Source organism: Streptomyces sp. NPDC059875 (assembly GCF_042731085.1).
Lineage (GTDB): Bacteria > Actinomycetota > Actinomycetes > Streptomycetales > Streptomycetaceae > Streptomyces.
In genome coordinates this window covers 1-26,199 of sequence record NZ_JBHWJZ010000016.1, presented here as the reverse complement: position 1 = coordinate 26,199, position 26,199 = coordinate 1, and the positions used below count along the sequence as shown (strand labels likewise).

Annotated in this window: 20 protein-coding genes and 1 pseudogene; 10 read left to right on the top strand and 11 right to left on the bottom strand. The window is 70.8% G+C overall.

All coding sequences use genetic code 11. The features are described 5' to 3' along the window. The first annotated feature begins 1 nt into the window (after position 1). On the top strand, positions 2 to 739 hold the full coding sequence (locus ACFV9D_RS20430) for an LON peptidase substrate-binding domain-containing protein (protein ID WP_385147790.1): 738 nt from the start codon (positions 2 to 4) through the stop codon (positions 737 to 739). 12 nt (positions 740 to 751) lie between these two features. Beyond that, a complete protein-coding gene (gene ybaK / locus ACFV9D_RS20425) occupies positions 752 to 1,249 on the top strand; it encodes a Cys-tRNA(Pro) deacylase (protein WP_385147787.1) in 498 nt (165 codons plus the stop codon). A 420-nt stretch (positions 1,250 to 1,669) separates the two neighbouring features. On the opposite strand, the gene ACFV9D_RS20420 is transcribed toward ybaK, so the two are convergent. The 4 genes from ACFV9D_RS20420 to ACFV9D_RS20405 are packed head-to-tail and all read right to left on the bottom strand — an operon-like array spanning position 1,670 to position 5,466. Next, on the bottom strand, positions 1,670 to 2,305 hold the full coding sequence (locus ACFV9D_RS20420) for a DUF2567 domain-containing protein (protein ID WP_385147784.1): 636 nt from the start codon (positions 2,303 to 2,305) through the stop codon (positions 1,670 to 1,672). 45 nt (positions 2,306 to 2,350) lie between these two features. After that, a complete protein-coding gene (locus ACFV9D_RS20415) occupies positions 2,351 to 3,169 on the bottom strand; it encodes an ABC transporter permease (protein WP_385147781.1) in 819 nt (272 codons plus the stop codon). Between the two features lie 13 nt (positions 3,170 to 3,182). After that, complete coding sequence (locus ACFV9D_RS20410) at positions 3,183 to 4,154, bottom strand: ABC transporter ATP-binding protein (RefSeq protein ID WP_385148185.1); 972 nt, start codon at positions 4,152 to 4,154, stop codon at positions 3,183 to 3,185. 37 nt (positions 4,155 to 4,191) lie between these two features. Beyond that, on the bottom strand, positions 4,192 to 5,466 hold the full coding sequence (locus ACFV9D_RS20405) for an NYN domain-containing protein (RefSeq protein WP_385147778.1): 1,275 nt from the start codon (positions 5,464 to 5,466) through the stop codon (positions 4,192 to 4,194). Positions 5,467 to 5,681: 215 nt separating this feature from the next. Between ACFV9D_RS20405 and ACFV9D_RS20400 the strand changes: the two genes are divergently transcribed. Then, on the top strand, positions 5,682 to 5,855 hold the full coding sequence (locus ACFV9D_RS20400) for a hypothetical protein (RefSeq protein ID WP_385147775.1): 174 nt from the start codon (positions 5,682 to 5,684) through the stop codon (positions 5,853 to 5,855). 123 nt (positions 5,856 to 5,978) lie between these two features. Here the strand turns inward: ACFV9D_RS20400 and dnaE are convergent, their stop codons facing one another. Continuing rightward, positions 5,979 to 9,518 carry a DNA polymerase III subunit alpha gene (dnaE, locus tag ACFV9D_RS20395; protein ID WP_385147772.1) on the bottom strand — a complete coding sequence of 1,180 codons (3,540 nt, stop codon included), beginning with the start codon at positions 9,516 to 9,518 and terminating at the stop codon, positions 5,979 to 5,981. Between the two features lie 157 nt (positions 9,519 to 9,675). On the opposite strand from dnaE, the gene ACFV9D_RS20390 reads away from it, so the two are divergent. From ACFV9D_RS20390 to ACFV9D_RS20370, 5 genes are all read left to right on the top strand, one after another. Then, positions 9,676 to 11,025 (top strand): DUF2252 domain-containing protein, encoded by a 1,350-nt coding sequence (locus tag ACFV9D_RS20390; RefSeq protein WP_385147769.1) that lies wholly within the window; start codon positions 9,676 to 9,678, stop codon positions 11,023 to 11,025. A 60-nt stretch (positions 11,026 to 11,085) separates the two neighbouring features. Next, positions 11,086 to 11,772: a hypothetical protein gene (locus tag ACFV9D_RS20385; RefSeq protein WP_385147766.1), complete on the top strand. Its 687-nt coding sequence runs from the start codon at positions 11,086 to 11,088 to the stop codon at positions 11,770 to 11,772. A 61-nt stretch (positions 11,773 to 11,833) separates the two neighbouring features. Then, positions 11,834 to 12,649, top strand: coding sequence for a thioredoxin domain-containing protein (locus tag ACFV9D_RS20380; RefSeq protein ID WP_385147763.1), 816 nt, complete (start codon positions 11,834 to 11,836; stop codon positions 12,647 to 12,649). 165 nt (positions 12,650 to 12,814) lie between these two features. Next, complete coding sequence (locus ACFV9D_RS20375; RefSeq protein WP_385147760.1) at positions 12,815 to 14,464, top strand: alkaline phosphatase D family protein; 1,650 nt, start codon at positions 12,815 to 12,817, stop codon at positions 14,462 to 14,464. 338 nt (positions 14,465 to 14,802) lie between these two features. Further along, a complete protein-coding gene (locus ACFV9D_RS20370; protein WP_385147758.1) occupies positions 14,803 to 15,768 on the top strand; it encodes a zinc metalloprotease in 966 nt (321 codons plus the stop codon). 51 nt (positions 15,769 to 15,819) lie between these two features. On the opposite strand, the gene ACFV9D_RS20365 is transcribed toward ACFV9D_RS20370, so the two are convergent. Next, on the bottom strand, positions 15,820 to 16,407 hold the full coding sequence (locus ACFV9D_RS20365) for a dienelactone hydrolase family protein (protein ID WP_385147755.1): 588 nt from the start codon (positions 16,405 to 16,407) through the stop codon (positions 15,820 to 15,822). A gap of 47 nt (positions 16,408 to 16,454) precedes the next feature. Here ACFV9D_RS20365 and ACFV9D_RS20360 point away from each other — a divergent pair, with 47 nt between their 5' ends. Then, entirely contained in the window at positions 16,455 to 17,561 is a 1,107-nt protein-coding gene (locus ACFV9D_RS20360; protein WP_385147752.1) for a mechanosensitive ion channel family protein, read from the top strand. 19 nt (positions 17,562 to 17,580) lie between these two features. Here ACFV9D_RS20360 and ACFV9D_RS20355 read toward each other — a convergent pair. The 5 genes and pseudogenes from ACFV9D_RS20355 to ACFV9D_RS20335 all read right to left on the bottom strand — a co-directional run bounded on the left by ACFV9D_RS20355 (position 17,581) and on the right by ACFV9D_RS20335 (position 22,408). Next, positions 17,581 to 19,166 (bottom strand): annotated as a pseudogene (locus ACFV9D_RS20355) (Na+/H+ antiporter). 189 nt (positions 19,167 to 19,355) lie between these two features. Continuing rightward, on the bottom strand, positions 19,356 to 19,823 hold the full coding sequence (locus tag ACFV9D_RS20350) for a GNAT family N-acetyltransferase (RefSeq protein WP_385147749.1): 468 nt from the start codon (positions 19,821 to 19,823) through the stop codon (positions 19,356 to 19,358). Next, complete coding sequence (locus ACFV9D_RS20345) at positions 19,820 to 20,761, bottom strand: RluA family pseudouridine synthase (RefSeq protein ID WP_352190513.1); 942 nt, start codon at positions 20,759 to 20,761, stop codon at positions 19,820 to 19,822. The genes ACFV9D_RS20350 and ACFV9D_RS20345 overlap by 4 nt, the downstream gene beginning before the upstream one ends. Before the next feature lie 29 nt (positions 20,762 to 20,790). Further along, the gene (gene lspA / locus ACFV9D_RS20340; protein WP_385147746.1) at positions 20,791 to 21,384 is read right to left on the bottom strand and encodes a signal peptidase II; all 594 of its coding nucleotides are present in this window, start codon (positions 21,382 to 21,384) and stop codon (positions 20,791 to 20,793) included. 82 nt (positions 21,385 to 21,466) lie between these two features. Next, on the bottom strand, positions 21,467 to 22,408 hold the full coding sequence (locus ACFV9D_RS20335) for a TraR/DksA family transcriptional regulator (RefSeq protein ID WP_385147743.1): 942 nt from the start codon (positions 22,406 to 22,408) through the stop codon (positions 21,467 to 21,469). Between the two features lie 553 nt (positions 22,409 to 22,961). On the opposite strand from ACFV9D_RS20335, the gene ileS reads away from it, so the two are divergent. Then, positions 22,962 to 26,096, top strand: a complete 3,135-nt coding sequence (gene ileS / locus ACFV9D_RS20330; RefSeq protein WP_385147740.1) for an isoleucine--tRNA ligase — start codon at positions 22,962 to 22,964, stop codon at positions 26,094 to 26,096. The last annotated feature ends 103 nt before the right edge of the window (positions 26,097 to 26,199 follow it).

Genomic DNA, 26,199 nt, shown 5'->3' with positions numbered 1-26,199 from the left:
TGTGACCACCGCTCGCCTGCCTCTCTTCCCGCTCAACGCGGTGCTGTTCCCGGGCCTTGTGCTGCCCCTGAACGTGTTCGAGGAGCGTTATCGCGCCATGATGCGCGAGCTGCTCAAGACCGATGACACGGAGCCCCGTCGCTTCGCCGTCGTCGCGATCCGCGACGGCCGCGAGGTCGCGCCGACCGAGCCGGGGATGCCGGACCCGACGGCGCAGCGGGAGAAGGGGCCCGCCGCGGGCTTCGGCCCGGACCCCATCCAGGCGTTCCACCGGGTCGGCTGCATCGCCGACGCGGCGACGATCCGGGAGCGCGCGGACGGCAGCTTCGAGGTGATGGCCACGGGCACGACCCGGGTGAAGCTGCTGTCGGTGGATGCGAGCGGCCCGTTCCTGGTGGCCGAGATCGAGGAGATCCCGGAGGAGCAGGGCGACGAGGCGGGCACGCTCGCCGAGGGCGTGTTGCGGGCGTTCCGGAACTACCAGAAGCGGTTGGCGGGGGCGCGGGAGCGGTCGCTGACGACGAGCGAGCTGCCGGACGATCCCTCGGTGGTGTCGTACCTGGTCGCGGCGGCGGCGGTGCTGGACACCCCGGCGAAGCAGCGGCTGCTGCAGGCGCCGGACACGGCGACGCGGCTGCGGGAGGAACTGACGCTGCTGCGGACGGAGACGGCCGTCCTTCGGCACCTGCCGTCGCTGCCGGCGGTGGACCTGACGCGGGCGCCGACGAGCCCGAACTGACGAGGGATTCCTGTGGCGAAGAAGCAGAAGAAGCAGGCGGGCGGCACCCCGGCGACCGTCGCCCTGACGGCATCGGGGACCCCGTTCACGCTCCACGCCTACGACCACGACCCGGCGGTCCCTTCGTACGGCGAGGAGGCGGCGGAGGCGCTGGGCGTCTCCCCCGACCGGGTCTTCAAGACGCTGGTCGCGGACGTCGACGGCGAACTGACGGTCGCGGTCGTCCCGGTCGCCGGCCAGCTGGACCTGAAGGCCCTGGCCGCGGCGGTCGGCGGCAAACGCGCGGCGATGGCGGACCCGGCGGCGGCCGAACGCACGACGGGCTACGTCCGCGGCGGCATCTCCCCCCTGGGCCAGCGCAAACGCCTCCGCACGGTCCTGGACGCCTCGGCGACCACCCACGAAACGATCTGCATCTCCGCAGGCCGCCGCGGCCTGGAGGTAGAACTGCCCCCCACAGCCCTGGCCACCCTGACGTCAGCGGTAGTCGCCCCGATCGGCCGCGCCTGACGCTACAGCGGCGGCGACGCGAGGGCTGAGCCCCCGCCCCCGGCCAGGGGTTGGGCTCGCGGCGCGAAGCTGCCGCGGGGAAGGCGTCGCCGGCACTCCAGGCACACCGAAGCCGCGACACGCAGAGCGGAGCCCCCGCTCCGCGAGACCACGGCCAGCGCGCCCCAGGGCCCGGCGCCACCCTCCGCGACACGCAGAGCGGAGCCCCCGCTCCGCGAGACCACGGCCAGCGCGCCCCAGGGCCCGGCGCCACCCTCCGCGGCGCGCAGCCGCCGCTCCGCTCGCGGCGCGAAGCTGCCGCCTCTACGGCGACGCGGGCCCCGTGATCGCCCGCGGCGCGCAGCCGCCGCGCGCGGGTTCGGGGGCGGAGTCCCCGGTCTCGTCAGGGTTTCGGGGAGGGGTGGGGTGGGGGGAAGTCCCTCACGCACCCTGCGTCGGGCCCGTCGGCGACGGCCAGTCCGGCTCCGGGTCACGAGGGCCGAACAGGGCCGTCAGGGCCAGGTGGACGATCATCGCCGCGATCGGCCACGCCAGCATCCCCCCGGCCCACATCTCCAGCTTCAGCGGCGCCTCGAAGATCACGTTCGGCCCGACCTCCTTCGCGTGGGCCACCACATCGTGCGTCGGGCCCAGCAGCGTGCCCACGCCCCAGCCGAGGAGCGAACCCAGCACGCCCCCCACCGCGAGCCCCATCACCAGGGCCACGCCCCCGTGCCGGTGGAAGAGGAAGACGAGAGCCGCCGCCACCGCCCCGAACCCGAGCGCCAGCAGCACGAACGTGCCGTCCGCCCCGATCGCCGACTCCCCCTCGCTGTGCCGCAGGAAGACCGCCTTGCCGTCCGAGATCAGCGACACGCGCGGCGCGAGCCACAGCCACAGCAGCCCAAGCGCCGCACCCGCGACCGCCGAGACGGCGGTCACCACGGCGGCCTGCCGCAGCTCCTTAGCCGCGCTCGGCACGCCGTCGTCGCCCGGCAGCGGAGGATAGGGCGTGGACCAGCCGTGCGGCGCGGCGTCGTTCGGCGGCTGGTGAGGCGGTGTCAGAGGTGCGGTCACACCGCCATCGTGCCAGGTACACGTACGACCCGCCTCAGCGGATCGTCAGCGGACCGCCGCCCGCCGATACGCCCACGTCGCCACCGCCAGCGACACGACCCCCACCACCCCGCACACCGCGAGGTCGAGCCCGACCGCCGCCCAGTCCGGGTGCGGTTCGAACGTCCGGGCCAGGGCCTCCACCCCGTACGTCGACGGCAGCAGGTCCCGCGCCCAGCCGATCGGCTCCGGCAGCCGCTCCGCCGGCAACACCCCGAGCAGCAGCGCCGCCGACATGCCCAGCTGTCCGAGCAGCGTCGCGAGTTCCTGCCGCGGCGCGAGCAGCCCGAGCGCCGCGCCCAGCCCGGCCAGCGCGGCCCCGGCCAGCGGCACGACCGCCGCGAGGATCCACAGGTGCCCGAGCGGCAGCCCGAAGAGCAGCGACCCGATGACCGCCGTCACGACGGTCCCCGGCACGGTGAAGGACGCGTACGCCCCGGCCGCCCCGAGCACGACCGACGCGGGCGGCACCGGCAGCGTGGCGTAGTGGTCGAGGCCGCCGGTGGCCCGCAGCTGCCCGAAGTACTGGGCGAGCAGGTTGAGCGCGACGAAGGCGACCACGAGGACCGACGAGCCCGCCACGACCGCCCGCGCCTCCGACCCGCCGTCGACGACGCCCCGCATCAGGACCATGATCCCGACGGACTGGAACGTCGCCACGAACAGCAGCGGGATGCGGGAGACCCGGGCGCGCGAGAGCTGCGCGCGGTACACGGCGACGAGGGCCGGCAGCAGCCGGGCGCGCGGCGCCAGCGGCGCCGCGGCGTCGGCGGCCGGTGCGCCGGGAGCCCGGGCCGGCGCGGCCTGGGCGGGCACGATACTCACTCCGTACAGCTCCTCAAGCCTTGACCAACCCCTGCGTCTCCCCGCCCAGCGCCAGATACACGTCCTCCAGGCTCGGCGTGGCCAGCGTGAAGTCGTCCAGGGCGGCGAACGCCGCCCCGCCCGTCACCGCCGCGACCGTCGCCCGCGCCTCGTCCGGGGCCAGCCGCAGGGTCCAGCGCCGTCCCGACTCCTGTGCGAGCCCGCGCAGGGCCGCGACCTCGGGGACCTCGAGCGGCGCGCGCTCGCGCCAGACCAGGTCGACCCGGACCTCGCCCGCGACGCGTTCCTTGAGCCCGGCCGGGGTGTCGCAGGCGATGACCCGTCCCCGTTCCAGGACGGCGACCCGGTCGAGTACGGTCTCGGCCTCGATCACGTTGTGGGTGACGAGCAGCACGGTGGTGCCGTGCTCGGCGCGCCGCCGGTCGACGGCGGACCAGACGGCCCGCCGGGCGATGGGGTCCATCCCGGTGGTGGGTTCGTCGAGGACCAGGACCGGTCGCTCGCCGACCAGGGCGGCGGCGACGCACGCGAGCCGGCGCTGTCCGCCGGAGAGCTTTCTGAGGGGGCGCCCGGCGAGCTCGGTCAGGCCGAGCTCGTCCAGGACGGCGTCCTTCTCGGCCCGCGCGTCCCGTGCGGTCAGCCCGCGCAGCCGCGCGGTCGTCTCGGCGGCCAGCGCGACCGTCAGCTCGTCGAGCGCGGTGGACTCCTGGCCGAGGTAGGCGAGCAGCCGCGCGGCGCGCTCCGGGTGGCGTACGAGATCGTGGCCGAGCAGTTCGACCGTGCCGGAGTCGGGGCGCATCAGCCCGGTCAGCTGCCGTACGAGAGTGGACTTGCCGGCTCCGTTGGGGCCGAGCAGGCCGAAGATCTCGCCGCCGCGCACATCGAGGCTGATTCCGTCGGTGGCGCGGATCGCAGGGGTCGCCGGCGCCCCGCGCCGGGCGCGCGCGGCGGGGTACGTCTTGACCAGATCCCGCACCACGCACACCGTACTCACGGGGGAAGAGCCTACGGGGTCCGTCGGCCTACTCCCCCGCGGGGGCGCGTTCCGCGGCGGCGCGGACGTCGATCTCGCGCCAGAACCCGGCCCGGATCGCGTACCGGTCATGCTCGTCGATCTGGTCGTCCTTGTGGGCGAGCAGGCCGAACCTGGCCGCGTACCGGAGCAGTTCGCCGTCGATGCGGTGCGGGATCCGCGGATACATGAGGGAGAGCTTCTGGACGTGGCTCTGCTCGGGGAGCCGCTCCATCCAGCGGCGGGCGAACACCTGCCCGACCTCGAAGGGGTCGCCGCCGACCGTGGTGATGTCCTCCTCGCGGTCGGCCCAGCGCTGCTCGGCACTGGTGAGCTGGGCGAGGGTGGGCAGCGAAGCGGTCTCGGGGGGCTCGCCGAGTGCGCTGCCGGGGCGTTCGATCCAGCCCTTGTCGGAGGACCAGCGCAGCGTGGCGTTGGCGGCCGGCGGGGTGACCGGGGCACCGGGGCCGCGCAGTCCGGCGAGGTCCTTGGGGGTGGGGACGACCTTGCCGGTGGCGGGTGCGGGCACGCCGCTCGCCGAGCCGTTCTCGGCGGGCGCGGGTGCCTCGGGGGCCGGTGTCCGGTTGTGTACGGAGGCGGCTGCCGCGGCCGCCGCTTCGGCGGCCCGTTCGGCGGAGGCGGCGAGCGCCGACTCGGGGAGCGGGGCGGAGAGGATCGCGGCGATCTCGGGGCGCGGGGCCGGCGGGGGTGCGCAGATGCCGGTGAGGTCCTTGGCGCGGACGGCCCGGGTGATCCAGGCCCGGTCGAGGACACGGCGTTCGTCGGCCTCGGCGACGAGGTCCTCGGACTGGTTGTAGTCACCGTCGGCGGCCTGCACGGCCCAGAGGTGGACGGCCACGCCGTGCTCCTTGGCGGACATCAGACCGGGCAGCAGATCCCCGTCGCCGGTCACGAGGACCACATCGGAGCAGGCGCGATTTCTGGCCAGCTCGGTGAGCTCGGCGTGCATGGCCGCGTCGACGCCCTTCTGGGCCCAGCGGCCGTCGCTGCGGGTCAGGGCTCCGAGCCGGACCGTGACCCGGGGCATCACGCGCAGCCTGCGGTGTTCGGGCTGGGGCACCCGGTCGGGTGCGCCGTCGAACCAGTAGATGCGCAGCAGGGGCTGTTCGGTGTCGGCCTCGGCCCGTTCGCGCAGGCCCTGGATGAGCGCGGCGTGGTCGACGGTGATCCGGGAGCGGGCCGGTTCCCCGGCGAGGAGGCTCGCGGCGGCGCCCAGCAGATAGCCGGCGTCCACCAGAACGACGCAGCGGTCCACGTGTTCCACCTTCTTTCGGGAACCTCGGGATCGGAAGTTGCTTCGGATTTCCCCCGAGTCTGCCCGACCGTCGGGAGGTTGACGGCCGGAACTGGATCATCGGCGTGGCGAATGTCACTCCGCGCCCCGCTCACTGTCGGTAATGATCCAAAATGCGGCGGTTCACCCCGTGTGTGAGTCTGACAGCGGCCCTGGCCCCGAGTTCCCTTTGAGGAGGCATCACCATGGCCAAGAACAAGAAGCAGGACCGCAGTCAGCAGCGCGGCTCGCAGGCCGAGCGAGGCGCCGAGCAGGCTCAGCAGTCCTCGATGGAGTCGCAGGCGGAGCAGCGCGCCTCGCAGGTGACTCCCGGTGACATGGCTCGCAAGGGTCGGCAGAAGCGCTTCGGTCACAACTGATCGCGCACAACCCCGGAAGGGGCGCACCCGTGACGACGGGCGCGCCCCTTCCGCGCGGGTGCCGGACTCTCGGCCGGTACGACTCTCGCCGGTACCACTCTTCGCCGGTACGACCGCCGGCCGCTAGCCGGCCAGGCAGGACGGGCCGAGCAGCACCTTCAGATCGCCGAAGAGGGCGGGATCGGGCTGGACCCGGTGCCGGTCGAGCCGCAGGACGGTCGTCTTGCGCGGGCCCTGGAGCTTGATCCGCACCTCGGTGTTGCCCTTGTGGTGCCCCAGGATCTCGCCCAGGCGGCTGACCATCGGCGGGGTGACCTTCACGGTGGGGATGGTCAGGACGACGGGCGCGTTGGTCCCGGCGTTCGACAGGTCCGGGACCATCAGCTCCATGGCGACCAGCCGGGGCACGTCCTCGCGCTTGTCGAGGCGGCCCTTCACGAAGACGACCGTGTCCTCGACGAGCTGGGTGGAGACCAGCTGGTACGTGGCCGGGAAGAACATGCACTCGATGGAGCCGGCCAGGTCCTCGACGGTGGCGATGGCCCAGGCGTTGCCCTGCTTGGTCATCTTGCGCTGGAGGCCCGAGATGATGCCGCCGATGGTGACGACCGCGCCGTCCGCGTGCTCGCCGCCGGTGAGCTGGGAGATCGCCGCGTCCGTCTTGTCGGACAGGACGTGCTCGATTCCGAAGAGCGGGTGGTCGGAGACGTAGAGGCCGAGCATCTCGCGCTCCTGGGCGAGCAGGTAGGACTTCTCCCACTCGACGTCGGAGAACTCGACGTCGAGGCCGAAGCCCGGCTCGTCGGTCGCCTCGTCGCCCATGCCGCCGAAGAGGTCGAACTGTCCCTCGGCCTCCTTGCGCTTGACCGCCACCACGTTGTCGATCATCGGTTCGTGGTGGGCGACCAGGCCCTTGCGGGTGTGGCCCATCTCGTCGAAGGCGCCGGCCTTGATCAGCGACTCGATGGTCCGCTTGTTGCAGACCACAGCCTCGACCTTGTCGAGGAAGTCGGGGAAGGTGGAGTACTTCCCCTTCGCCTTGCGCGATTTGATGATCGACTCGACGACGTTGGTGCCGACGTTGCGGACGGCGGAGAGGCCGAAGAGGATCACGTCGTCGCCCTGGGCGGCGAAGTTCGACTCGGACTCGTTGACGTTGGGCGGCAGGACCTTGATGCCCATACGGCGGCACTCGTTGAGGTAGACCGCGGACTTGTCCTTGTCGTCCTTGACCGAGGTCAGCAGACCGGCCATGTACTCGGCCGGGTAGTTGGCCTTCAGGTACGCGGTCCAGTAGGAGACCAGGCCGTACGCGGCGGAGTGCGCCTTGTTGAAGGCGTAGCCGGCGAAGGGGACCAGCACGTCCCACAGGGCCTGGATGGCCTCGTCGCTGTAGCCGTTCTTCCGGGCGCCGGCCTGGAAGATGGTGAAGTTCTTCGCCAGCTCCTCGGGCTTCTTCTTGCCCATCACGCGGCGGAGGATGTCGGCCTCGCCGAGGGAGTACCCGGCGATGATCTGGGCGGCCTTCTGCACCTGCTCCTGGTAGACGATCAGGCCGTAGGTGACCGCGAGCACCTCTTCGAGCGGCTTCTCCAGCTCGGGGTGGATCGGGGTGATCTCCTGCTGCTTGTTCTTGCGCAGGGCGTAGTTCGTGTGCGAGTTCATGCCCATCGGGCCCGGCCGGTACAGGGCGGACACGGCGGAGATGTCTTCGAAGTTGTCGGGCTTCATCAGCCGCAGCAGCGAACGCATGGGGCCGCCGTCGAACTGGAAGACACCGAGGGTGTCACCGCGCTGGAGCAGTTCGAAGGTCTTCGGGTCGTCCAGCGGCAGGGCCAGCAGGTCGAGGTCGAGCCCCTTGTTGGCCTTCACCATCTTGACGGCGTCGTCCATGATGGTCAGGTTTCGCAGGCCCAGGAAGTCCATCTTCAGCAGGCCGAGCGACTCGCACTGGGGGTAGTCCCACTGCGTGATGGTCACGCCGTCCGTGTGCCGCACCCAGATGGGGGCGTGGTCGACGATGGGCTCGCTGGACATGATCACGCCGGCCGCGTGCACACCCATCTGACGGACGAGGCCCTCCACACCCTTGGCGGTGTCGATGACCTTCTTCACGTCCGGCTCGTTCTCGTACATCGCCCGGATCTCGCCCGCCTCGCTGTAGCGCGGGTGCGAGGGGTCGGTGATGCCGTTGAGGTCGATGCCCTTGCCGAGGACGTCGGCGGGCATCGCCTTGGTGAGCCGGTCGCCCATGGCGTACGGGTAGCCGAGGACACGGGCCGAGTCCTTGATGGCGTTCTTCGCCTTGATCTTGCCGTACGTGCCGATCATGGCGACCTTGTCGGAGCCGTACTTCTCCGTCACGTACCGGATCACCTCGACGCGCCGACGCTCGTCGAAGTCGATGTCGACATCGGGCATCGAGATGCGCTCGGGGTTGAGGAAGCGCTCGAAGATCAGTCCGTGCGGGATCGGGTCGAGGTCGGTGATGCCCATGGCGTACGCGACGATCGAGCCGGCCGCGGAGCCTCGGCCGGGGCCGACGGCGATGCCCTGCTTCTTGGCCCACATGATGAAGTCGGCGACGACGAGGAAGTAGCCGGGGAAGCCCATCGAGATGATCGTGTCCATCTCGTACTCGACCTGCTTCATGCGGTCGTCGGGGATGCCGTCCGGGAAGCGGCGCTGCATGCCGCGCATGGTCTCCTCGCGGAACCAGGAGACCTCGGTGTAGCCCTCGGGGATGTCGAACTTCGGCATGAGGTTCTTCTCGACGAACATGCCGTCGGTGCTGACCTGCTCGGCGACGAGCAGCGTGTTGCGGCAGCCCTCCTGCCAGGCGTCCGAGGAGTCGACGGCGTACATCTCGTCCGTGGACTTCAGGTAGTAGCCGGTGCCGTCGAACTTGAAGCGGTCCGGGTCGGAGAGGTTCTTGCCGGTCTGGATGCACAGCAGCGCGTCATGGGCGGTGGCCTCGTGCGCGTACGTGTAGTGCGAGTCGTTGGTGACCAGCGGCGGGATGCCGAGCTTCTTGCCGATCTCCAGGAGCCCGTCGCGGACCCGGCGCTCGATCTCGATGCCGTGGTCCATCAGCTCCAGGAAGTACCGGTCCTTGCCGAAGATGTCCTGGTACTCGGAGGCGGACTTCAGGGCCTCGTCGAACTGGCCGAGGCGCAGCCTGGTCTGCAGCTCGCCGGAGGGGCAGCCGGTGGAGGCGATCAGACCCTCGGACCACTGGGAGATGGTCTCCTTGTCCATCCGGGGCCACTTCTGGAGCCAGCCCTCGGCATAGGCGTCGGAGGAGAGCCGGAAGAGGTTGTGCAGTCCGGTCGCGTTCGCCGCCCAGATCGTCTTGTGGGTGTAACCACCCGAACCGGAGACGTCGTCCCTCTTCTGGTGCGGCTGGCCCCACTGGATCTTCCGCTTGTTCCGCCGGGACTCCGGGGCGACGTACGCCTCGATGCCGATGATCGGCGTCACGCCGGCCTTCTTCGCCGAATGGAAGAAGTCGTACGCCCCGTGCAGGTTGCCGTGGTCGGACATGGCGATATGGGTCATGCCCATCTCGTTGCACGCGTTGAACATGTCCTTGAGCCGCGCGGCACCGTCCAGCAGCGAGTACTGGGTGTGTACGTGAAGGTGCGTGAAGGGCGGCTTGGTCACGGCGGGAGGCCTCCGATGAAGTTTTGGGGGAACAGCGTGGAAGTCTACGTCTCCGGACTGACAGTCGCGGGGCACTCGGCGGTACGGTCGCGCGTTGAGAGACTCGGAACACCTGTCCCAATTGTCATGAACAGTCTTGCACCAGGAGGCGCCCCCGATGTCGGTCCCCCAGCCCACCGCCGCCGAGCGCGGTGAGCAGATACTCGCCGTCTTCGACACCGCCTTCGGTGAGCTCCTCGCCGCCGACCCCGCCGCCTTCCGCGTCAAGTTCCGGAAGATGGCCGGCTCCGCCTTCGCCTTCTACCGGGGCACGGCGTGCCTGTTCTACGCCGACCTGGAGCAGGAGCACGCAGGGCGGGCGGGCGGGAACACACCCAGTGGTCCGTACCTGGACGAGCGGACCGGCCGGGTGTGGATCCACGGCGATCTGCACGCCGAGAACTTCGGCACGTACATGGACGCCAACGGCCGGCTGATCTTCAACGTCAACGATTTCGACGAGGCGTACGTCGGCCCCTTCACCTGGGACCTGAAGCGGCTCTCCGCCTCCCTCGCCCTGATCGGCTACACGAAGGCGCTCAGCGACGAGCAGATCACGGAGCTCGTACGGATCTACGCCGCGGCCTACCGCGAGCGGATCCACGCCCTGGCGGCCGGGGCGAAGGACGACGAGGTGCCTCCGTTCACCCTGGACACGGCCGAGGGCTCGCTCCTCGACGCGCTGCGCGACGCCCGCTCCCTGACCCGCTTCGGGCTCCTGGAGTCGATGACCGAGATCCGTGAGTTCGAGCGCCGCTTCTCCGCCGGCGGCGGCTCCATCGAGCTGGACGCGGCGACCCGCTACAAGGTCCTCGCGGCCTTCGACGGCTATCTGGAGACCCTGCCGGAGTCCTCGCTCGCGCGCCCCGACTCGTACCGCGTGAAGGACGTCGTCGGGCGGCGCGGGATCGGCATCGGCTCGGCCGGCCTCCCGTCGTACAACATCCTCCTGGAGGGCAACAGCGACGCCCTGGAGAACGACGTCGTGATCTACATGAAGCAGGCGCAGACGCCTGCCGTCTCGCGCCATGTGACGGACGCGGCGGTACGGGAGTACTTCCAGCACGAGGGCCACCGCACGGTCATCTCCCAGCGGGCCCTCCAGGCGCACGCGGACCCGTGGCTGGGCTGGACGGAGCTGGACGGCTCCGGACAGCTGGTGGCGGAGGTCTCGCCGTACGCGGTGGACCTGGACTGGTCGGACATCGACGACCCGGGGGAGATCGCGGCGACCGTGGCCGACCTCGGCCGGGCGACGGCGACGATGCACGCGGCGGCCGACGACTCCAGCGGCCACTCGCTGGTGCCGTTCTCGACCGAGCGGGCCATCGACGCGGCGATCGCCGCCGACGAGGAGGGCTTCGCGGACCTGCTGGTGGAGTTCGCGCACAGCTACGGGGCACGCGCGCGTGCGGACCACCAGATCTTCGTGGACCTGTTCCGCAACGGCCGGATCCCGGGCCTCTAGGCCGCTCACAGCCTTCTCTTAGGAGGCTCTTACCGGAAGGCATGGCACACTTTCCAGGCTATGGACATATCGGGGACGCGGCTCAGGGGGCTGCGGGCGGCGCTCTTCACGGCACTGGTCGTGACGCTGTCCGCCGGCTCGCATGTGCTGCTGTCCCGGGTGCCGCTGCCCCTGCTGACCGTGGGGCTGCTCTCGGCCGTCGTGTTCGCCGTGGCGTACGCGCTGGCCGGCCGGGAGCGCGGCTTCGGCGCCATCGCCGGGCTGCTCGTCCCGCTGGAGCTGGCCGCCGACACGGTCTTCACCACCGGCCAGGCGGTCTGTTACGGCCCCGCGGGCGGCCCCGTCGCCGGTTCGCTGCGCGCGGTGGGCGTGGACGTGCTCTGCGGCGACGCCGTGGGCACCCCGCTGCCGGGGGTCGCCGCTCCGGAGAGCGGCGCCGCGGCCGCCCTCCTGAACTCCCCCGACCCGGCCCTGCCGTGGCTGCTGCTCGCCGCCCATGTGTCGGTCGGGCTGTTCGCGGCGGCCTGGCTGCTCCACGGCGAGCGGGCGCTGGCCCGGCTGCTCGGCGCCGTGGCCGCCTTCGCGTTCCGGCCGCTGCTGCTGGTCGCCGCGTTCCTCGGCACCGCCCGCTCGGCCCGCGGGCGCGGCGGGCGTCCCGTGGACCGGCCGCGCCGGTCCCGTACCCGCCTTCTCGTGCACTCCGTCGGACGGCGGGGACCGCCGTGCCCGGGCTTCGCCCTCGCCTGAGCACCACAGCCCCCAGCCTTTCGCCCTTCCGGGCTCTCGACTTTTCACGGAGATCACGATCATGAGCGCACGCAACAGCCAGGCCAACAAGGCGGCCGCCCGCGAGCGGCTGCGCATCGAGCGCGAACGCCAGGCCAAGAAGGAGAAGGCGCGCCGTCAGGTGACCGTCGCCGTGTCGGCCGTCGCGGTCCTGGCGGTCGCCGGCGGTGTCGGCTACGCCGTCGTCCAGGCCAACAAGCCGTCCCAGTGGGAGGCGGCGGCCAAGGCGTCGAGCATCACCGCGCCCAAGAACACCGAGGGCACGAACGGCACGACGGTCGTCGTCGGCAAGTCGACCGCGAAGAAGACGCTGGAGATCTACGAGGACTCGCGCTGCCCGGTCTGCGCGACCTTCGAGCAGCAGGTCGGCGCGACGGTCGACAAGGACGTCGAGGCCGGCAAGTACAAGATCAAGTACGTCGGCGCCACCTTCATCGACAACGTCGACCAGGGCGAGGGCTCGAAGAACGCCCTGTCGGCGCTGGGCGCGGCGCTGAACGTGAGCCCCGAGGCGTTCATGACGTACAAGTCGGCGCTCTACTCCGCCCAGTTCCACCCGGAGGAGAGCCAGGACAAGTTCGCGAAGGACTCCTACCTCCTGGAGGTCGCGGACTCGGTCCCGGCGCTGAAGGGCAACGCGGAGTTCAAGAAGAACGTGGAGAGCGGCACCTTCGACGCCTGGGCGATGAAGATGTCCGCGGCCTTCGACGCCAGCGGGGTGAAGGGGACGCCGACGCTGAAGATGGACGGCAAGACGCTGACCGCCGAGGGCAGCGAAAACCCGCCGCTGACGGTGGAGCAGTTCAACGCCGCGCTCACCCCGGCGCTCAAGGGCTAGCCCTCGAGGTGACGGCGCACGGGTCCGTGGGAGCCGGTTCTCCCGCGGACCCGCCCGTCTTTCCGGGCCTCGTACCCGAACGATGACGACCGCCGGGCGACGAGTGCGCGAACTTTCCGGTATTCGTCTGCCCGTTCGTCGTACCGGTCAGTAATCTGACTGCCCGTGACCAGTCGACACATATCCCCTGCCCCCACCCGCCGCACGGTCGTCAAGGCCGCCGCCGTCACGGCCGTTGCCGCGCCGGCCCTGGTGGGCGCAGCCTCCCCCGCGTTCGCGGACTCCGAGGCACCCGCGTTCCTGCACGGTGTCGCCTCCGGCGACCCGCTGCCCGACGGCGTCCTGCTCTGGACCCGTGTGACCCCCACCCCCGACGCCGTACCCGGATCCGGGAAGGGCCCCGACGTCACGGTCGGCTGGGAGGTGGCCGAGGACCGGGCCTTCAGCCGGACCGTGGCGCGTGGCTCCGCCACCGCGACGGCCGCCTCCGACCACACGGTCAAGGTGGACGTCCGGGGCCTGCGCCCGGCGACCGCGCACTGGTTCCGCTTCACGGCGGGCGACACCGTCTCCCCCGTCGGCCGCACCCTCACCACGCCGACCGTCGACGCCACGACGCCCGGCGTCCGCTTCGGCGTGGTCTCCTGCTCCAACTGGGAGGCCGGCCACTTCTCCGCGTACCGCCATCTCGCCGCCCGTACGGACCTGGACGCGATCCTCCATCTCGGCGACTACATCTACGAGTACGCGAGCGGCTCCTACCCGGAGGCCGAGTACACCGTCCGGCAGCACGAGCCGAAGCACGAGATCGTCTCGCTCGCCGACTACCGGCTCCGGCACGCCACCTACAAGACGGACGCGGACCTGCAGGCGCTGCACGCCGTCCACCCGATGATCGCGATCTGGGACGACCACGAGGTCGCCAACGACACCTGGTCGGGCGGCGCGGAGAACCACACGCCCGGCGCCGAGGGCGAGTGGGCGGCCCGGGTGGCGGCCGCCAAGCAGGCGTACTTCGAGTGGATGCCGGTCCGCGCCTCGACCGAGGGCACCGTCTACCGACGGCTGCGCTTCGGCAAGCTGGCCGATCTGCACCTGCTCGACCTGCGTTCGTTCCGTTCCCAGCAGGCCAAGATCGGCAGCGGCTCGGTCGACGACCCGGAGCGTACGATCACCGGCCGCGCCCAGCTGGACTGGCTGAAGTCGGGCCTCGCGGGTTCGGACGCGACCTGGAAGCTGGTCGGCACCTCGGTGATGATCTCGCCGGTCGCCTTCGGCTCCCTGCCGGCCCATCTCCTCGCCCCGCTCGCCGAGCTGCTCGGGCTGCCCAAGGAAGGGCTCGCGGTCAACGTCGACCAGTGGGACGGCTACACGGACGACCGCAAGGAACTCCTCGCGCATCTGACCCAGCGGTCCATCCGGAACACCGTCTTCCTGACCGGTGACATCCACATGGCCTGGGCCAACGACGTCCCGGTGAAGGCGGCGACGTATCCGCTGTCGCAGTCGGCGGCGACCGAGTTCGTGGTGACCTCGGTGACCTCGGACACCGTGGCCGACCTGCTGCACGTGCCGGCGGGCACGGTCTCGCTGGTGGCGTCGGGCGCGATCAAGGCCGCCAACCGCCATGTGAAGTGGGTGGACATGGACCACCACGGCTACGGCGTGCTCGACGTGACCGCACAGCAGACGCAGATGGACTACTACACGGTTTCCGACCGCACGATGCCGGACGCCACGACCGCGTGGCAGCGCTCGTACCGGACGCGCACGGGAACGCAGAAGATCGAGCGGGTGTACCAGCCGGTGCGCTGACCTGGCCCTGACATGACGTCATGGATGATTTTCAGCCATGATCCATCGTGTTAACGGAAGATCACACCGCTACGGCGGGTGGTGAGTTCGGCCGTTCTAATCCGGACACACCACCCGCCTTCGCCACTTCGTTCGTTACGTCCATGTCTCAAACTCCGGAACGGGCGCAAGTTTTTCTTCCCGATGACCCGATTTGCACCACGAATGATTGGGCTTGATCAATGCTCAACAACGTCTGACATGGACCCGTAATCTCCCCGCGGTGGCGAGGAAGCGCCTCTCCACTCACCCCCCGCGAGGAGTCACCTGTGCGTGCTCTTGTTCGTATATCGCCGCGTATGACACGTCGTGTGCTCGGCACCGCGGTCATGGCCGGAACCCTGGCCCTGGCCCCCCTCTCCGCCCCGTCGGCGGCCCCGACCGCCACCACCTCGGCCGCCGGCCTCTCCGCCGAGGAGTGCGTGGACGAGGCGGACGCCCACTCCGCCGCCCGCAAGGCCCGCGGCGCCGACAACCACGGCCACGAGCCCAACGAGGTCTCCGCCGCCCAGGCCAAGGCCATGGACGCGGACCTGAAGAAGAGACTGGAATCGGTCCGCGTCAGCGGCATGAACTCCACCGCCGCCGTGGTGAACATCCCCGTCTACTTCCACGTCGTCCACAGCGGCACCACGGGCAAGCTGAGCGCGACCGACATCAACAACCAGATGGCGGTCCTCAACGCGGCCTACGGCGGCCAGGGCACCGGCAATGTGAACACCAACTTCCAGTTCACCCTTGCCTCGACCGACTACACGGACAACGCCACCTGGTACAACCTGGCGTCCGGCTCCACGGCCGAGAAGCAGATGAAGCAGACCCTCCGCAAGGGCGGCGCCGGCGCGCTGAACTTCTACACGGCCAAGCTCAGCGGCGGTCTGCTCGGCTGGGCGACCTTCCCGTCCTCGTACAACTCCAACCCGTCCATGGACGGTGTGGTGGTCCTCGACTCCTCGCTGCCGGGCGGCTCCGCGGCCAACTACAACGAGGGCGACACCGCGACCCACGAGGTCGGTCACTGGCTGGGGCTGTACCACACGTTCCAGGGCGGCTGCAACGGAGCCGGTGACTCCGTGAGCGACACCCCGGCCGAGAAGAGCCCGGCGTACGAGTGCCCGGTCGGACGTGACAGCTGCGCGTCCAAGCCCGGTGTGGACCCGATCAAGAACTTCATGGACTACACCTACGACGCCTGCATGACGCAGTTCACCACGGGCCAGGTCACGCGGATGACCGACATGTGGACCGCGTACCGCGCCGGCTGACACACCGTCCGACGGATGAGGGTGCGGCGGGAGAGCCCCCGCCGCACCCTCTCACGCGTCCTGGAGGGACTCGACGAACGCCAGCGCGATCGTCCAGGTCCGCTCGGCGGCGGCCTCGTCCCAGTCCGGCAGCTCGGGATCGGTGTAGATGTGACCGGCACCCGGGTAGCGATAGACCTCCACGTCGGCCCCCGCCTTCCCCATCCGCAGGTACCAGGACGTCAGCCAGTCGTGCGACTCGAAGGGATCCGGGTCGGCGATGTGCAGCTGTACGGGAAGGTCGTCGACCGACGCGCTCTCCGCGATGTCCGAGGTGCCGTGGAGCAGGAGCAGCCCGCGCGCCTTCTCGTCGCCCAGCGCGAGGGTCTGCGCGACCGAGGCGCCGAACGAGAAGCCCGCGTAGACGAGTCCGCGGTCCGAGTAGGGCGCGGCGGCGAGGACGGCACGCCTCAGCAGCTCCTCCTTGCCGATCGACTTCTGGAGCTCCATCCCCTCCTCGACCGTCTCCGCGGTTTGGCCCTCGAAGAGGTCGGGCACCCGAACCTGGTGCCCGGCGGCCCGCAGCCGCTCGGCCGCGGCCTCCACCGCCGGACGCAGACCGTAGGTCGAGTGGAAAAGCATGATGTCCATGCGGTCCATCCTGCCAGCCGGGGTCGCCGAGTCGGAGACACGGAGGTCTCGATCACATGGACACCGCGCTGCGCCCGCTGCTCGTCGTCGGTGGGGCGGTCCTGCTCACCCTGCTGGTCGGCTGGCTCGCCGACCTGTTGCTGCGCCGGGCCGACGCCCACCATCGCGAGACCCCGCTGTGGGGGCTGCTGCGCCGCTGCCGGACGCCGTTGCGGGCGGTACTGCTCGCGTCCGTCCTGCGCGGCACGTATCGCGAGACACGGTGGCCTGCCATCGAGGAGCACGCGACGGGAATCGGCCAGTTCCTGTCCCTCGTCCTCATCGGCTCCGGCGCCTGGCTCGTCGTCCGGATCGCCTCCGCCGTCGTCGACGCCACCTTCGCCCGGTACGCCGCCGCCACCCGGGACCAGGCCCGGGTCCGCCGGGTGCGCACCCAGGTCACCCTCATCACACGCATCGTGACGGCGGTCGTCGCCGTGGTCGCCGTGGCGGCGGCGCTGCTGACGTTCCCGGCACTCAGGACCGTCGGCACCTCGATGCTGGCCTCCGCCGGCATCATCGGGATCGTGGCGGGCATCGCGGCCCAGTCCACCCTCGGCAACCTGTTCGCCGGCTTCCAGATCGCCTTCGGCGACATGGTGCGGATCGGCGACACCGTGGTCGTCGACGGCGAGTGGGGCGTGGTCGAGGAGATCACGCTGACCTTCCTCGCGGTACGGACCTGGGACGAGCGCCGGATCACGATGCCGGTCTCCTACTTCACCGGCAGGCCCTTCGAGAACTGGTCCCGCGGCGGGGCGCAGATGACCGGATCGGTCTTCTTCCACCTGGATCACTCCGCGCCGCTCGACGCCATGCGCCGGCGGACCGAGGAGATCCTGGCGGACTGTCCGGCCTGGGACGGCCGCGAGTGGAACCTGGCCGTCACGGACACCACACCCAGCACGATCGAGGTACGGGCGATGGTGACGGCCAAGGACGCGGACGACCTCTGGACGGTCCGGTGCACCGTACGGGAGCACCTCGTCGGCTGGCTGGTGGAGCAGCACCCGTACGCCCTGCCGCGGATCGCGACCTCGCACGCGGCGCCCTCGGGCTTTCCCGCGGCTCGCGCGGAGGCGAGCATGAACGGGGACGAGTCCGCACCTACCGGCCGCGGCTGAGGGGGCGGGTGGGGCGCGGTCACCTCATGCTGCGCACGTCGAGCTGGCGCAGCACCCGGTCGACCACTTCGGGATCGGTGCCCGGCTCGTTCCGTGCCGAGAGCACCTCGTGGCGGGCGGCCGACATCATCTCCCGCTGGATGCGCTGCACCGCCTTGAACCGCCCGGCCCGCTCGGCGAAGACCGCCCGGCGCTCCTCGTCCAGCATGTCCGGGCTGATCCGCGCCCCGATGTCGAACGCCCCGCGCACCAGCCGCTCCTGAACCTCCTCGGGCAGCTCCTCCACGTCCTCGATCTCCTTGAGCCTGCGCTTGGCCGCCTTCGCCGCGCGGAGCGCGAGCGCCCGCTCCAGGGCGCGCTCGGCGTCCGTGTCGGCCCGTACGCCGAGCCGCTTGACCAGCCAGGGCAGGGTGAGGCCCTGGAGGACCAGGGTGGTCATGATCACGCAGAAGGCGATGAAGACGATCTCGTCCCGGCCGGGGAACGGCGAGCCGTCGTCCGTACGCAGCGGAATGGCGAGCGCCAGAGCCACCGAGGCCACCCCGCGCATCCCGGACCACCACATGACGACGGTCTCCCGCCAGCTCATGGGGATCTCCTCGTCGTAGTCGCGCCGGGTGTGCAGCCGCTTGGCCAGCCAGGTGGCGGGCATCAGCCACAGCAGCCGTACGCCGATGACGACGCCGGTCACCGCCGCGCCCCAGCCGAACATCTCGCCCAGGCGGCCGTCGCCGGTGCCGAAGACGTTGTGGAGTTCGAGTCCGATGAGACCGAAGGCGATGCCGGTGACGAGGGTGTCGACGATCTGCCAGAAGGTCTGTCCCGCGAGCCGGCCCATGACGTCGTCGGCGTCGAGGGCGTGTTCGGCGAGGTAGAGGGCGACGACGAGGACGGCGAGCACGCCGGAGCCGCGCAGCTCCTCGGCGAGGACGTAGGCGACGAAGGGGACGAGGAGGGTGAGCCCGGTCTGGAGGGTGGGCTCACCGAGCACGCCCATGAGCTTGTTGCTGGCCAGCCGAGGGCGAGCCCGACGGCGATGGCGACGACGGCGGAGAGGACGAGTTCGGCGCCGGCGCCCTCCCAGGAGAAGGTGCCGCCGACGGCCGCGCCGACGGCCACGTGGTAGAGCACGATCGCGGTGACGTCGTTGAAGAGCCCTTCGCCCTCCAGGATCGAGACGAGCCGGCGCGGGAGCCCGAGCGAACCGGCGACGGCGGTCGCGGCGACCGGGTCGGGCGGCGCGACGAGCGCGCCGAGCACGACGGCGGCGGCGATGGGGAGTCCGGGGACGAGCGCGTGCGCCATGGCGGCGACGGCGGCCGTGGTGACGAAGACGAGGGCGACGGCGAGCAGGAAGATGGGCCGCCGGTTGGCCGCGAACTGGCGCCAGGACGTGCGTTGCACGGAGGCGTAGAGGAGCGGTGGGAGGACGAGCGGAAGGATGTACTCGGGCGGGATCTCGACGTTCGGTACGAAGGGCAGGAAGGCCAGCACGATCCCGACGAGGGTCATGAGCACCGGGGCCGGGAGCCCGAGCCGGTCCCCGAGCGGCACGGTGAGCAGCGCGCCGAGCAACAGCAGGAACAACAGGGCCAATTGATCCACGGATGTGCCCCTCCGCCTTCCGGCGCGTCGACGATCAGGGCCTCAACCCTGCCACGCACCGGGACGAATCCCGCCAAACCCACAACCGTTGTGGGCATCCGTTCCGCAGGGCGGAAGGGTGGGCACAACCCGCGGGAGCGGCGCCCTTGCAAGGCCGTCCGACCCAGGGCCGTAACAGCCGCCCGCCCTCTAGAGGGCTCGCCGCATCGCCCGGTGCGGTATCCCCGCGTCCTGGAACTCGGGCCCGTACACCTCGTACCCGAGCCGCTCGTAGAAACCGAGCGCATGGGTCTGCGCGTGCAGGTCCACGGCCTTCAGACCCCGCTCACGCGCGGCGTCCTCGATCGCGCGGACCAGCGCCACGCCGACCCCGAGGCCGCGCGCGGCCTTGGTGACCGCGAGCCGTCCCAGCGAGCCCACGGAGGTGTCGGCGCCGGTCTTGCCGACCGCGTCCTCGCCGTGGAGCAGCCGTCCGGTGCCCAGCGGCAGTCCGTCCTCACGGACGGCGAGGACGTGCACGGCCGTCTCGTCGTACCGGTCGTACTCGATCTCCTGCGGTACGCGCTGCTCGACCACGAAGACGTCCCGTCGCACCGCGAAGCACGCCTCGCGGTCCTCGTGGCCGGCGACCTCCCGTACCGAGTACCCGGCGCTCACGCGCTCTCCGCCGCGATCCGGTCCAGCGCGTTCTGCAGGTCCGCCGGGTAGGTGCTCTCGAACTCGACCCAGCGCCCGTCCGACGGGTGCTCGAAGCCCAGCCGTACGGCGTGGAGCCACTGCCTCGTCAGACCGAGCCGCTTCGCCATCGTCGGGTCGGCGCCGTACGTGAGGTCGCCGACGCAGGGGTGGCGGTGGGCCGACATGTGCACCCGGATCTGGTGGGTGCGGCCGGTCTCCAGCTTGATGTCGAGCAGCGAGGCCGCGCGGTACGCCTCGATCAGGTCGTAGTGCGTCACCGAGGGCTTGCCCTCGGCGGTCACGGCCCACTTGTAGTCGTGCTGGGGGTGGCGCCCGATCGGCGCGTCGATGGTGCCGCTCATCGGGTCCGGGTGGCCCTGGACCAGCGCGTGGTAGCGCTTGTCGACGACCCGCTCCTTGAACTGCGCCTTGAGCAGCGTGTACGCCCGCTCCGACTTGGCGACGACCATCAGACCGGAGGTGCCGACGTCGAGCCGGTGCACGATCCCCTGGCGCTCGGCGGCGCCGGAGGTGGAGATGCGGTAGCCGGCGGCGGCGAGGCCGCCGATGACCGTCGTTCCGGTCCAGCCCGGGCTCGGGTGCGCGGCGACCCCGATCGGCTTCATGATCACGACGATGTCGTCGTCGTCGTGGATGATCTCCATGCCCTCGACGGGCTCGGCCACGATCTGGACCGGCGCCGGGGCCCCGGGCATCTCGACCTCGAGCCAAGCACCGCCGCTGACCCGCTCGGACTTGCCGACGACGGCGCCGTCGACCTGGACCTTGCCGGAGGCGGCCAGCTCCGCCGCCTTCGTACGGGAGAACCCGAACATACGGGCGATGGCGGCGTCGACGCGCTCGCCCTCAAGGCCATCGGGAACGGGCAGCGTGCGGATCTCGGGACTCGTACTCACCCGTCGAGTATGCCTTGTGCCGGGAGTGCTCAGTCCTTGTGGACGGTGCCGTCGGGGTCGAGGCCGCGGAAGGACAGGATCACGATCAGGAAGCCGCCGCAGACGATCGCCGAGTCCGCGAGGTTGAAGACGGCGAAGTGCGAGGGTGCGATGAAGTCGACGACCGCGCCCTTGAAGACACCCGGCGAGCGGAAGATCCGGTCGGTCAGGTTGCCCAGCGCACCGCCGAGCAGCAGACCGAGCGCGATCGCCCACGAGGTGCTGTAGAGCTTGCGAGCCAGCCGGGCGATCACGATGATCACCGTCGCCGCGATGCAGGTGAAGATGATCGTGAAGGCCTCACCCATGCCGAAGGCGGCTCCGGGGTTGCGGATCACGTGGAACGTGAGCAGATCGCCGACGACCCGGATCGGCTCGCGGCCCTCCAGCTCGGCGACCACGAGCAGCTTGCTGCCGAGGTCGAGCAGGTACGCGAACAGGGCGACCACGAAGAGCGCGACGATCTTCCGCCTGCCCTTGGGCTGCTCGGCGGGGACCGCGGCCGTGCCGTCGGCGCCCTCCACGCCGTCCGTGCCCTCCGCGTCCGAATCCGGCGTACCGATGATGCGCTCCGCCTCTGCCACGTGAGTCCCTCAACCTAGGTGCCCTGACTGTCCACGAGGGTACGGCACACCCCTGCGGGACCGTCAGGGCATCCGGGCACCGTCAGCCGCGACGCTCCTGCTTCTGCTTGTCCTCGACGCACAGCGTGGCCCGCGGGAACGCCTGCATGCGCGCCTTGCCGATCGGCTTGCCGCAGACCTCGCAGAGGCCGTACGTGCCCGCGTCGAGCCGCTCCAGGGCGTGCTCGGACTGCTGGAGCATCTCGCGGGCGTTGGCCGCCAGGGCCAGCTCGTGCTCGCGGGTGATGTTCTTGGTGCCGGTGTCGGCCTGGTCGTCGCCGGCGCCGTCCCCGGAGTCCCGCATCAGCCCGGTCAGCTCCTCCTTGGAGTGGAGCAGCTCGGCCCGGAGCCTGAGCACCTCGCTCTCCAGCTCGGCGCGGGCCTCGGCGACCTCCTCGGGCGTCCAGGGGTCCTCGCCGGGGCGCACCGCGAGCTCGCCGGTACGGGCCTGGGGGACCGCGGCCTCGTTCTCGGCCGTCGTGACGCCACCCGCGGTCTTCTTCGCTGCCACCGTCCTGGCTCCTGTCTGCTCCACCTGCGCCGCGGAAGCGGCCTTCTTCTTGACCGCGGCCTTCTTGGCCGGGGCTTTCTTCGCCGCCGGGGCCTTCGTGGCCGTCGTGGCCTTCTTGGCCGTCGTGGCCTTGTTCGCCGTCGCCTTCTTCGCCGGGGCCTTCTTGGCCGCGGGGGCCTTCTTCGTCGCCGCCTTCTCGGGAGCCGTCGTCTCGGCCGTGGCCTCGGAGGTCGCCTTGGAGGCCGTCGCCTTGGACGTCTTCCTGGCCACCGTCTTGGCCACCGTCTTGGCCGTCGTGTTGGCCTTGGCGTTGGCCTTGGACGTCTTCTTGGGCGTCGTCGTACGTGTCGGGGCCGCCGTGCCCGCCTTCTTCGTGGCCGTCGTCTTCTTGCCGGACACGTCCTTGGCAGACCCGTCCGCACCGGCGGAACCGGCGGTCGAGGTCTTCTTCGCGGCGGTCTTCTTCGCCACCATGTCGCGGCCCCTTCACATTTTGTGATCTTGCTCGCGAATCGTGCTGGGACGATAAATCGGCCCAAGGCCCGCGGCAACGGGGCACGCCGCCGTTTCGCGCCCGCCCATGCCCGGGGCATGGCCGACCTGCCTCCGTTGTGCCCAGCTCCCCGCCCGGTAATCCGCCCGACCACGTCGGCCGAAGTCCGGCGGAGCCCGTATGGCCATTCGGGTCACGTCGGACGCCCCGGCGAGCCGCCGGAAAAGCGGTCGGCCGAGCCGCTCCCGGGCCCGTACACTGGGCAGAGCGAAAGGCTTGGATGGGGACGAGTAGCGTCGTACGCAGCCATGAGCGACCCGGGGACGGTGAGAGCCCGGGGGCCAGCCCGATGTGAAGCATCACCCCGGAGCCGCCGGAAGAAAGCCGCGAGGCGACTAGAACCGGCATCGCGACCCCAATGAGGGGGCCACGGGCGCACGCCCGGGGCCAAGGAGGGTGGTACCGCGGGAGCCGCGCAACACGGCGCTCTCGTCCCTCCGGACGGAAACGAAGCAGTCCGCCGGAGGAAGATCGATGACGCAGTACCGCCAGGTGCCCGCCCAGGTCGACCTGCCCGCGCTCGAGCACGCCGTGCTCGATTTCTGGCGCGAGAGCAAGGTCTTCGCCAAGACCCTGGAGCAGTCCGAGGGCCGCCCCGAGTGGGTGTTCTACGAGGGCCCGCCCACCGCCAACGGCATGCCCGGCGCCCACCACATCGAGGCCCGCGTCTTCAAGGACGTCTTCCCCCGCTTCCGGACCATGCGCGGCTACCACGTGGCCCGCAAGGCCGGCTGGGACTGCCACGGCCTGCCGGTCGAGCTCGCCGTCGAGAAGGAGCTCGGCTTCTCCGGCAAGAAGGACATCGAGGAATACGGCATCGCCGCGTTCAACGACAAGTGCCGCGAGTCCGTGACCCGCCACACCGACGCCTTCGCCGAGCTCACGACGCGCATGGGCTACTGGGTCGACCTGGACGACGCGTACCGGACGATGGACCCCGAGTACATCGAGTCGGTCTGGTGGTCGCTCAAGCAGATCTTCGACAAGGGCCTGCTGGTCCAGGACCACCGCGTCGCCCCGTGGTGCCCGCGCTGCGGCACCGGCCTCTCCGACCACGAGCTGGCGCAGGGCTACGAGACGGTCGTCGACCCCTCCGTCTTCGTCCGCTTCCCGCTGACCTCCGGCCCGCTGGCCGGCCAGGCGGCGCTCCTGGTGTGGACGACGACCCCGTGGACCCTGGTCTCCAACACGGCGGTCGCCGCGCACCCCGAGGTCACCTACGTCGTCGCGACCGACGGCGAGGAGAAGCTCGTCGTCGCCGCGCCGCTGGTCGAGAAGGCGCTCGGCGAGGGCTGGGTGACCACGGGCGAGTCCTTCACGGGCGCGGAGATGGAGCGCTGGACGTACGACCGGCCCTTCGCCCTGGTCGACTTCCCGGCCGAGGCGCACTACGTCGTCAACGCGGAGTACGTCACGACCGAGGACGGTACGGGTCTGGTCCACCAGTCCCCCGCCTTCGGTGAGGACGACCTCAAGGTCTGCCGCGCCTACGGCCTGCCGGTCGTGAACCCGGTCCGCCCCGACGGCACCTTCGAGGAGGACGTGCCGCTGGTCGGCGGCGTCTTCTTCAAGAAGGCCGACGAGGCGCTCACCGCCGACCTGGACGCGCGCGGCCTGCTCTTCAAGCACATCCCGTACGAGCACAGCTACCCGCACTGCTGGCGCTGCCACACGGCGCTGCTCTACTACGCGCAGCCGTCCTGGTACATCCGTACGACCGCCGTCAAGGACCGCCTTCTCGAGGAGAACGAGAAGACGAACTGGTTCCCGGACTCGGTCAAGCACGGCCGCTTCGGCGACTGGCTGAACAACAACATCGACTGGGCGCTCTCCCGCAGCCGCTACTGGGGCACGCCGCTGCCGCTGTGGCGCTGCGAGGACGACCACCTGACGTGCGTGGGCTCGCGCGCCGAGCTGACCGAGCTCACGGGCACGGACCAGTCGGGGCTCGACCCGCACCGCCCGTACATCGACGACGTCACCTTCCCCTGCCCGAGCTGCTCGAAGACGGCGACGCGCGTGCCGGAGGTGATCGACGCCTGGTACGACTCGGGCTCGATGCCGTTCGCGCAGTGGGGCTACCCGTACAAGAACAAGGAACTCTTCGAGTCCCGGTATCCCGCGCAGTTCATCAGCGAGGCGATCGACCAGACGCGAGGCTGGTTCTACACGCTGATGGCGGTCGGCACGCTGGTCTTCGACAAGTCCTCGTACGAGAACGTGGTCTGCCTGGGCCACATCCTCGCCGAGGACGGCCGCAAGATGTCCAAGCACCTGGGCAACATCCTGCAGCCGATCCCGCTGATGGACCAGCACGGCGCGGACGCGGTCCGCTGGTTCATGGCGGCCGGCGGCTCGCCGTGGGCGGCGCGCCGGGTGGGCCACGGCACGATCCAGGAGGTCGTGCGGAAGACCCTCCTCACGTACTGGAACACGGTGGCCTTCCAGGCGCTGTACGCCCGTACGTCGGGCTGGGCGCCGAGCGCGTCGGACCCGGCGCCGGCGGAGCGCTCGGTCCTGGACAAGTGGCTCCTGTCCGAGCTGAACACGCTGGTGTCCGACGTGACCGAGGCGCTTGAGTCGTACGACACCCAGCGGGCGGGCAAGCTGATCTCCGCCTTCGTGGACGACCTGTCGAACTGGTACGTGCGGCGTTCGCGCCGCCGGTTCTGGCAGGGCGACGCGGCGGCGCTGCGGACGCTTCACGACGTGATCGAGACGGTCACGCGCCTCATGGCGCCCCTGACCCCGTTCATCACGGAGCGGGTGTGGCAGGACCTGGTGGTCCCGGTGACCCCGGAGGCCCCCGAGTCGGTCCACCTGTCCACGTGGCCGGAGCCGGACCAGTCGCTGGTCGACCCGACGCTGTCCACGCAGATGGTGCTGGTCCGCCGCCTGGTGGAGCTGGGCCGGGCGACGCGGGCGGAGTCGGGCGTGAAGACCCGCCAGCCGCTGTCCCGCGCACTCGTCGCGGCGACGGGCTTCGCGGACCTGTCTGCGGACCTCCAGGCCCAGATCACGGAAGAACTGAACGTGACGTCGGTGGCGTCCCTCTCCGAGGTCGGCGGCAGCCTGGTCGACACCACCGCCAAGGCGAACTTCCGCGCGCTGGGCAAGCGCTTCGGCAAGGGCGTCCAGGACGTGGCGAAGGCGGTCGCGGCGGCGGACGCGGCGGCGCTGTCGCTGGCGCTGCGCGAGGCCGGCGAGGCGACCCTGGAGGTCAACGGCGAGACGATCTTCGTCGCCCCGGAGGAGGTCATCATCACGGAGACCCCGCGGGAGGGCTGGTCGGTCGCGTCGGACGCGGGCGCGACGGTGGCGCTGGACCTGGAGATCACTCCGGAGCTCCGCAAGGCGGGCCTGGCGCGTGACGCGATCCGCCTGATCCAGGAGGCCCGCAAGAACAGCGGCCTGGACGTGGCGGACCGTATCGCCCTTCGCTGGTCCTCGGAGTCCCCGGAGACCACGGAGGCCCTGACGGCCCACGCGGACCTGATCGCGGACGAGGTCCTGGCGACGGACTTCGCGACGGGCGAAGCGGACGCAGCGTACGGCACCCCGTTCACGGACGAGGGCCTGTCCCTGACGTTCCGCCTCCGCAAGGCGTAAGCCCAAGCGAAAGGCCCGGCACCCACGTGGTGCCGGGCCTTCTGCATTCCCCCGCCCCACCCCACTCGCCCACGGCAAAGGGCCGGGCCCCAGGTTTCCTGTG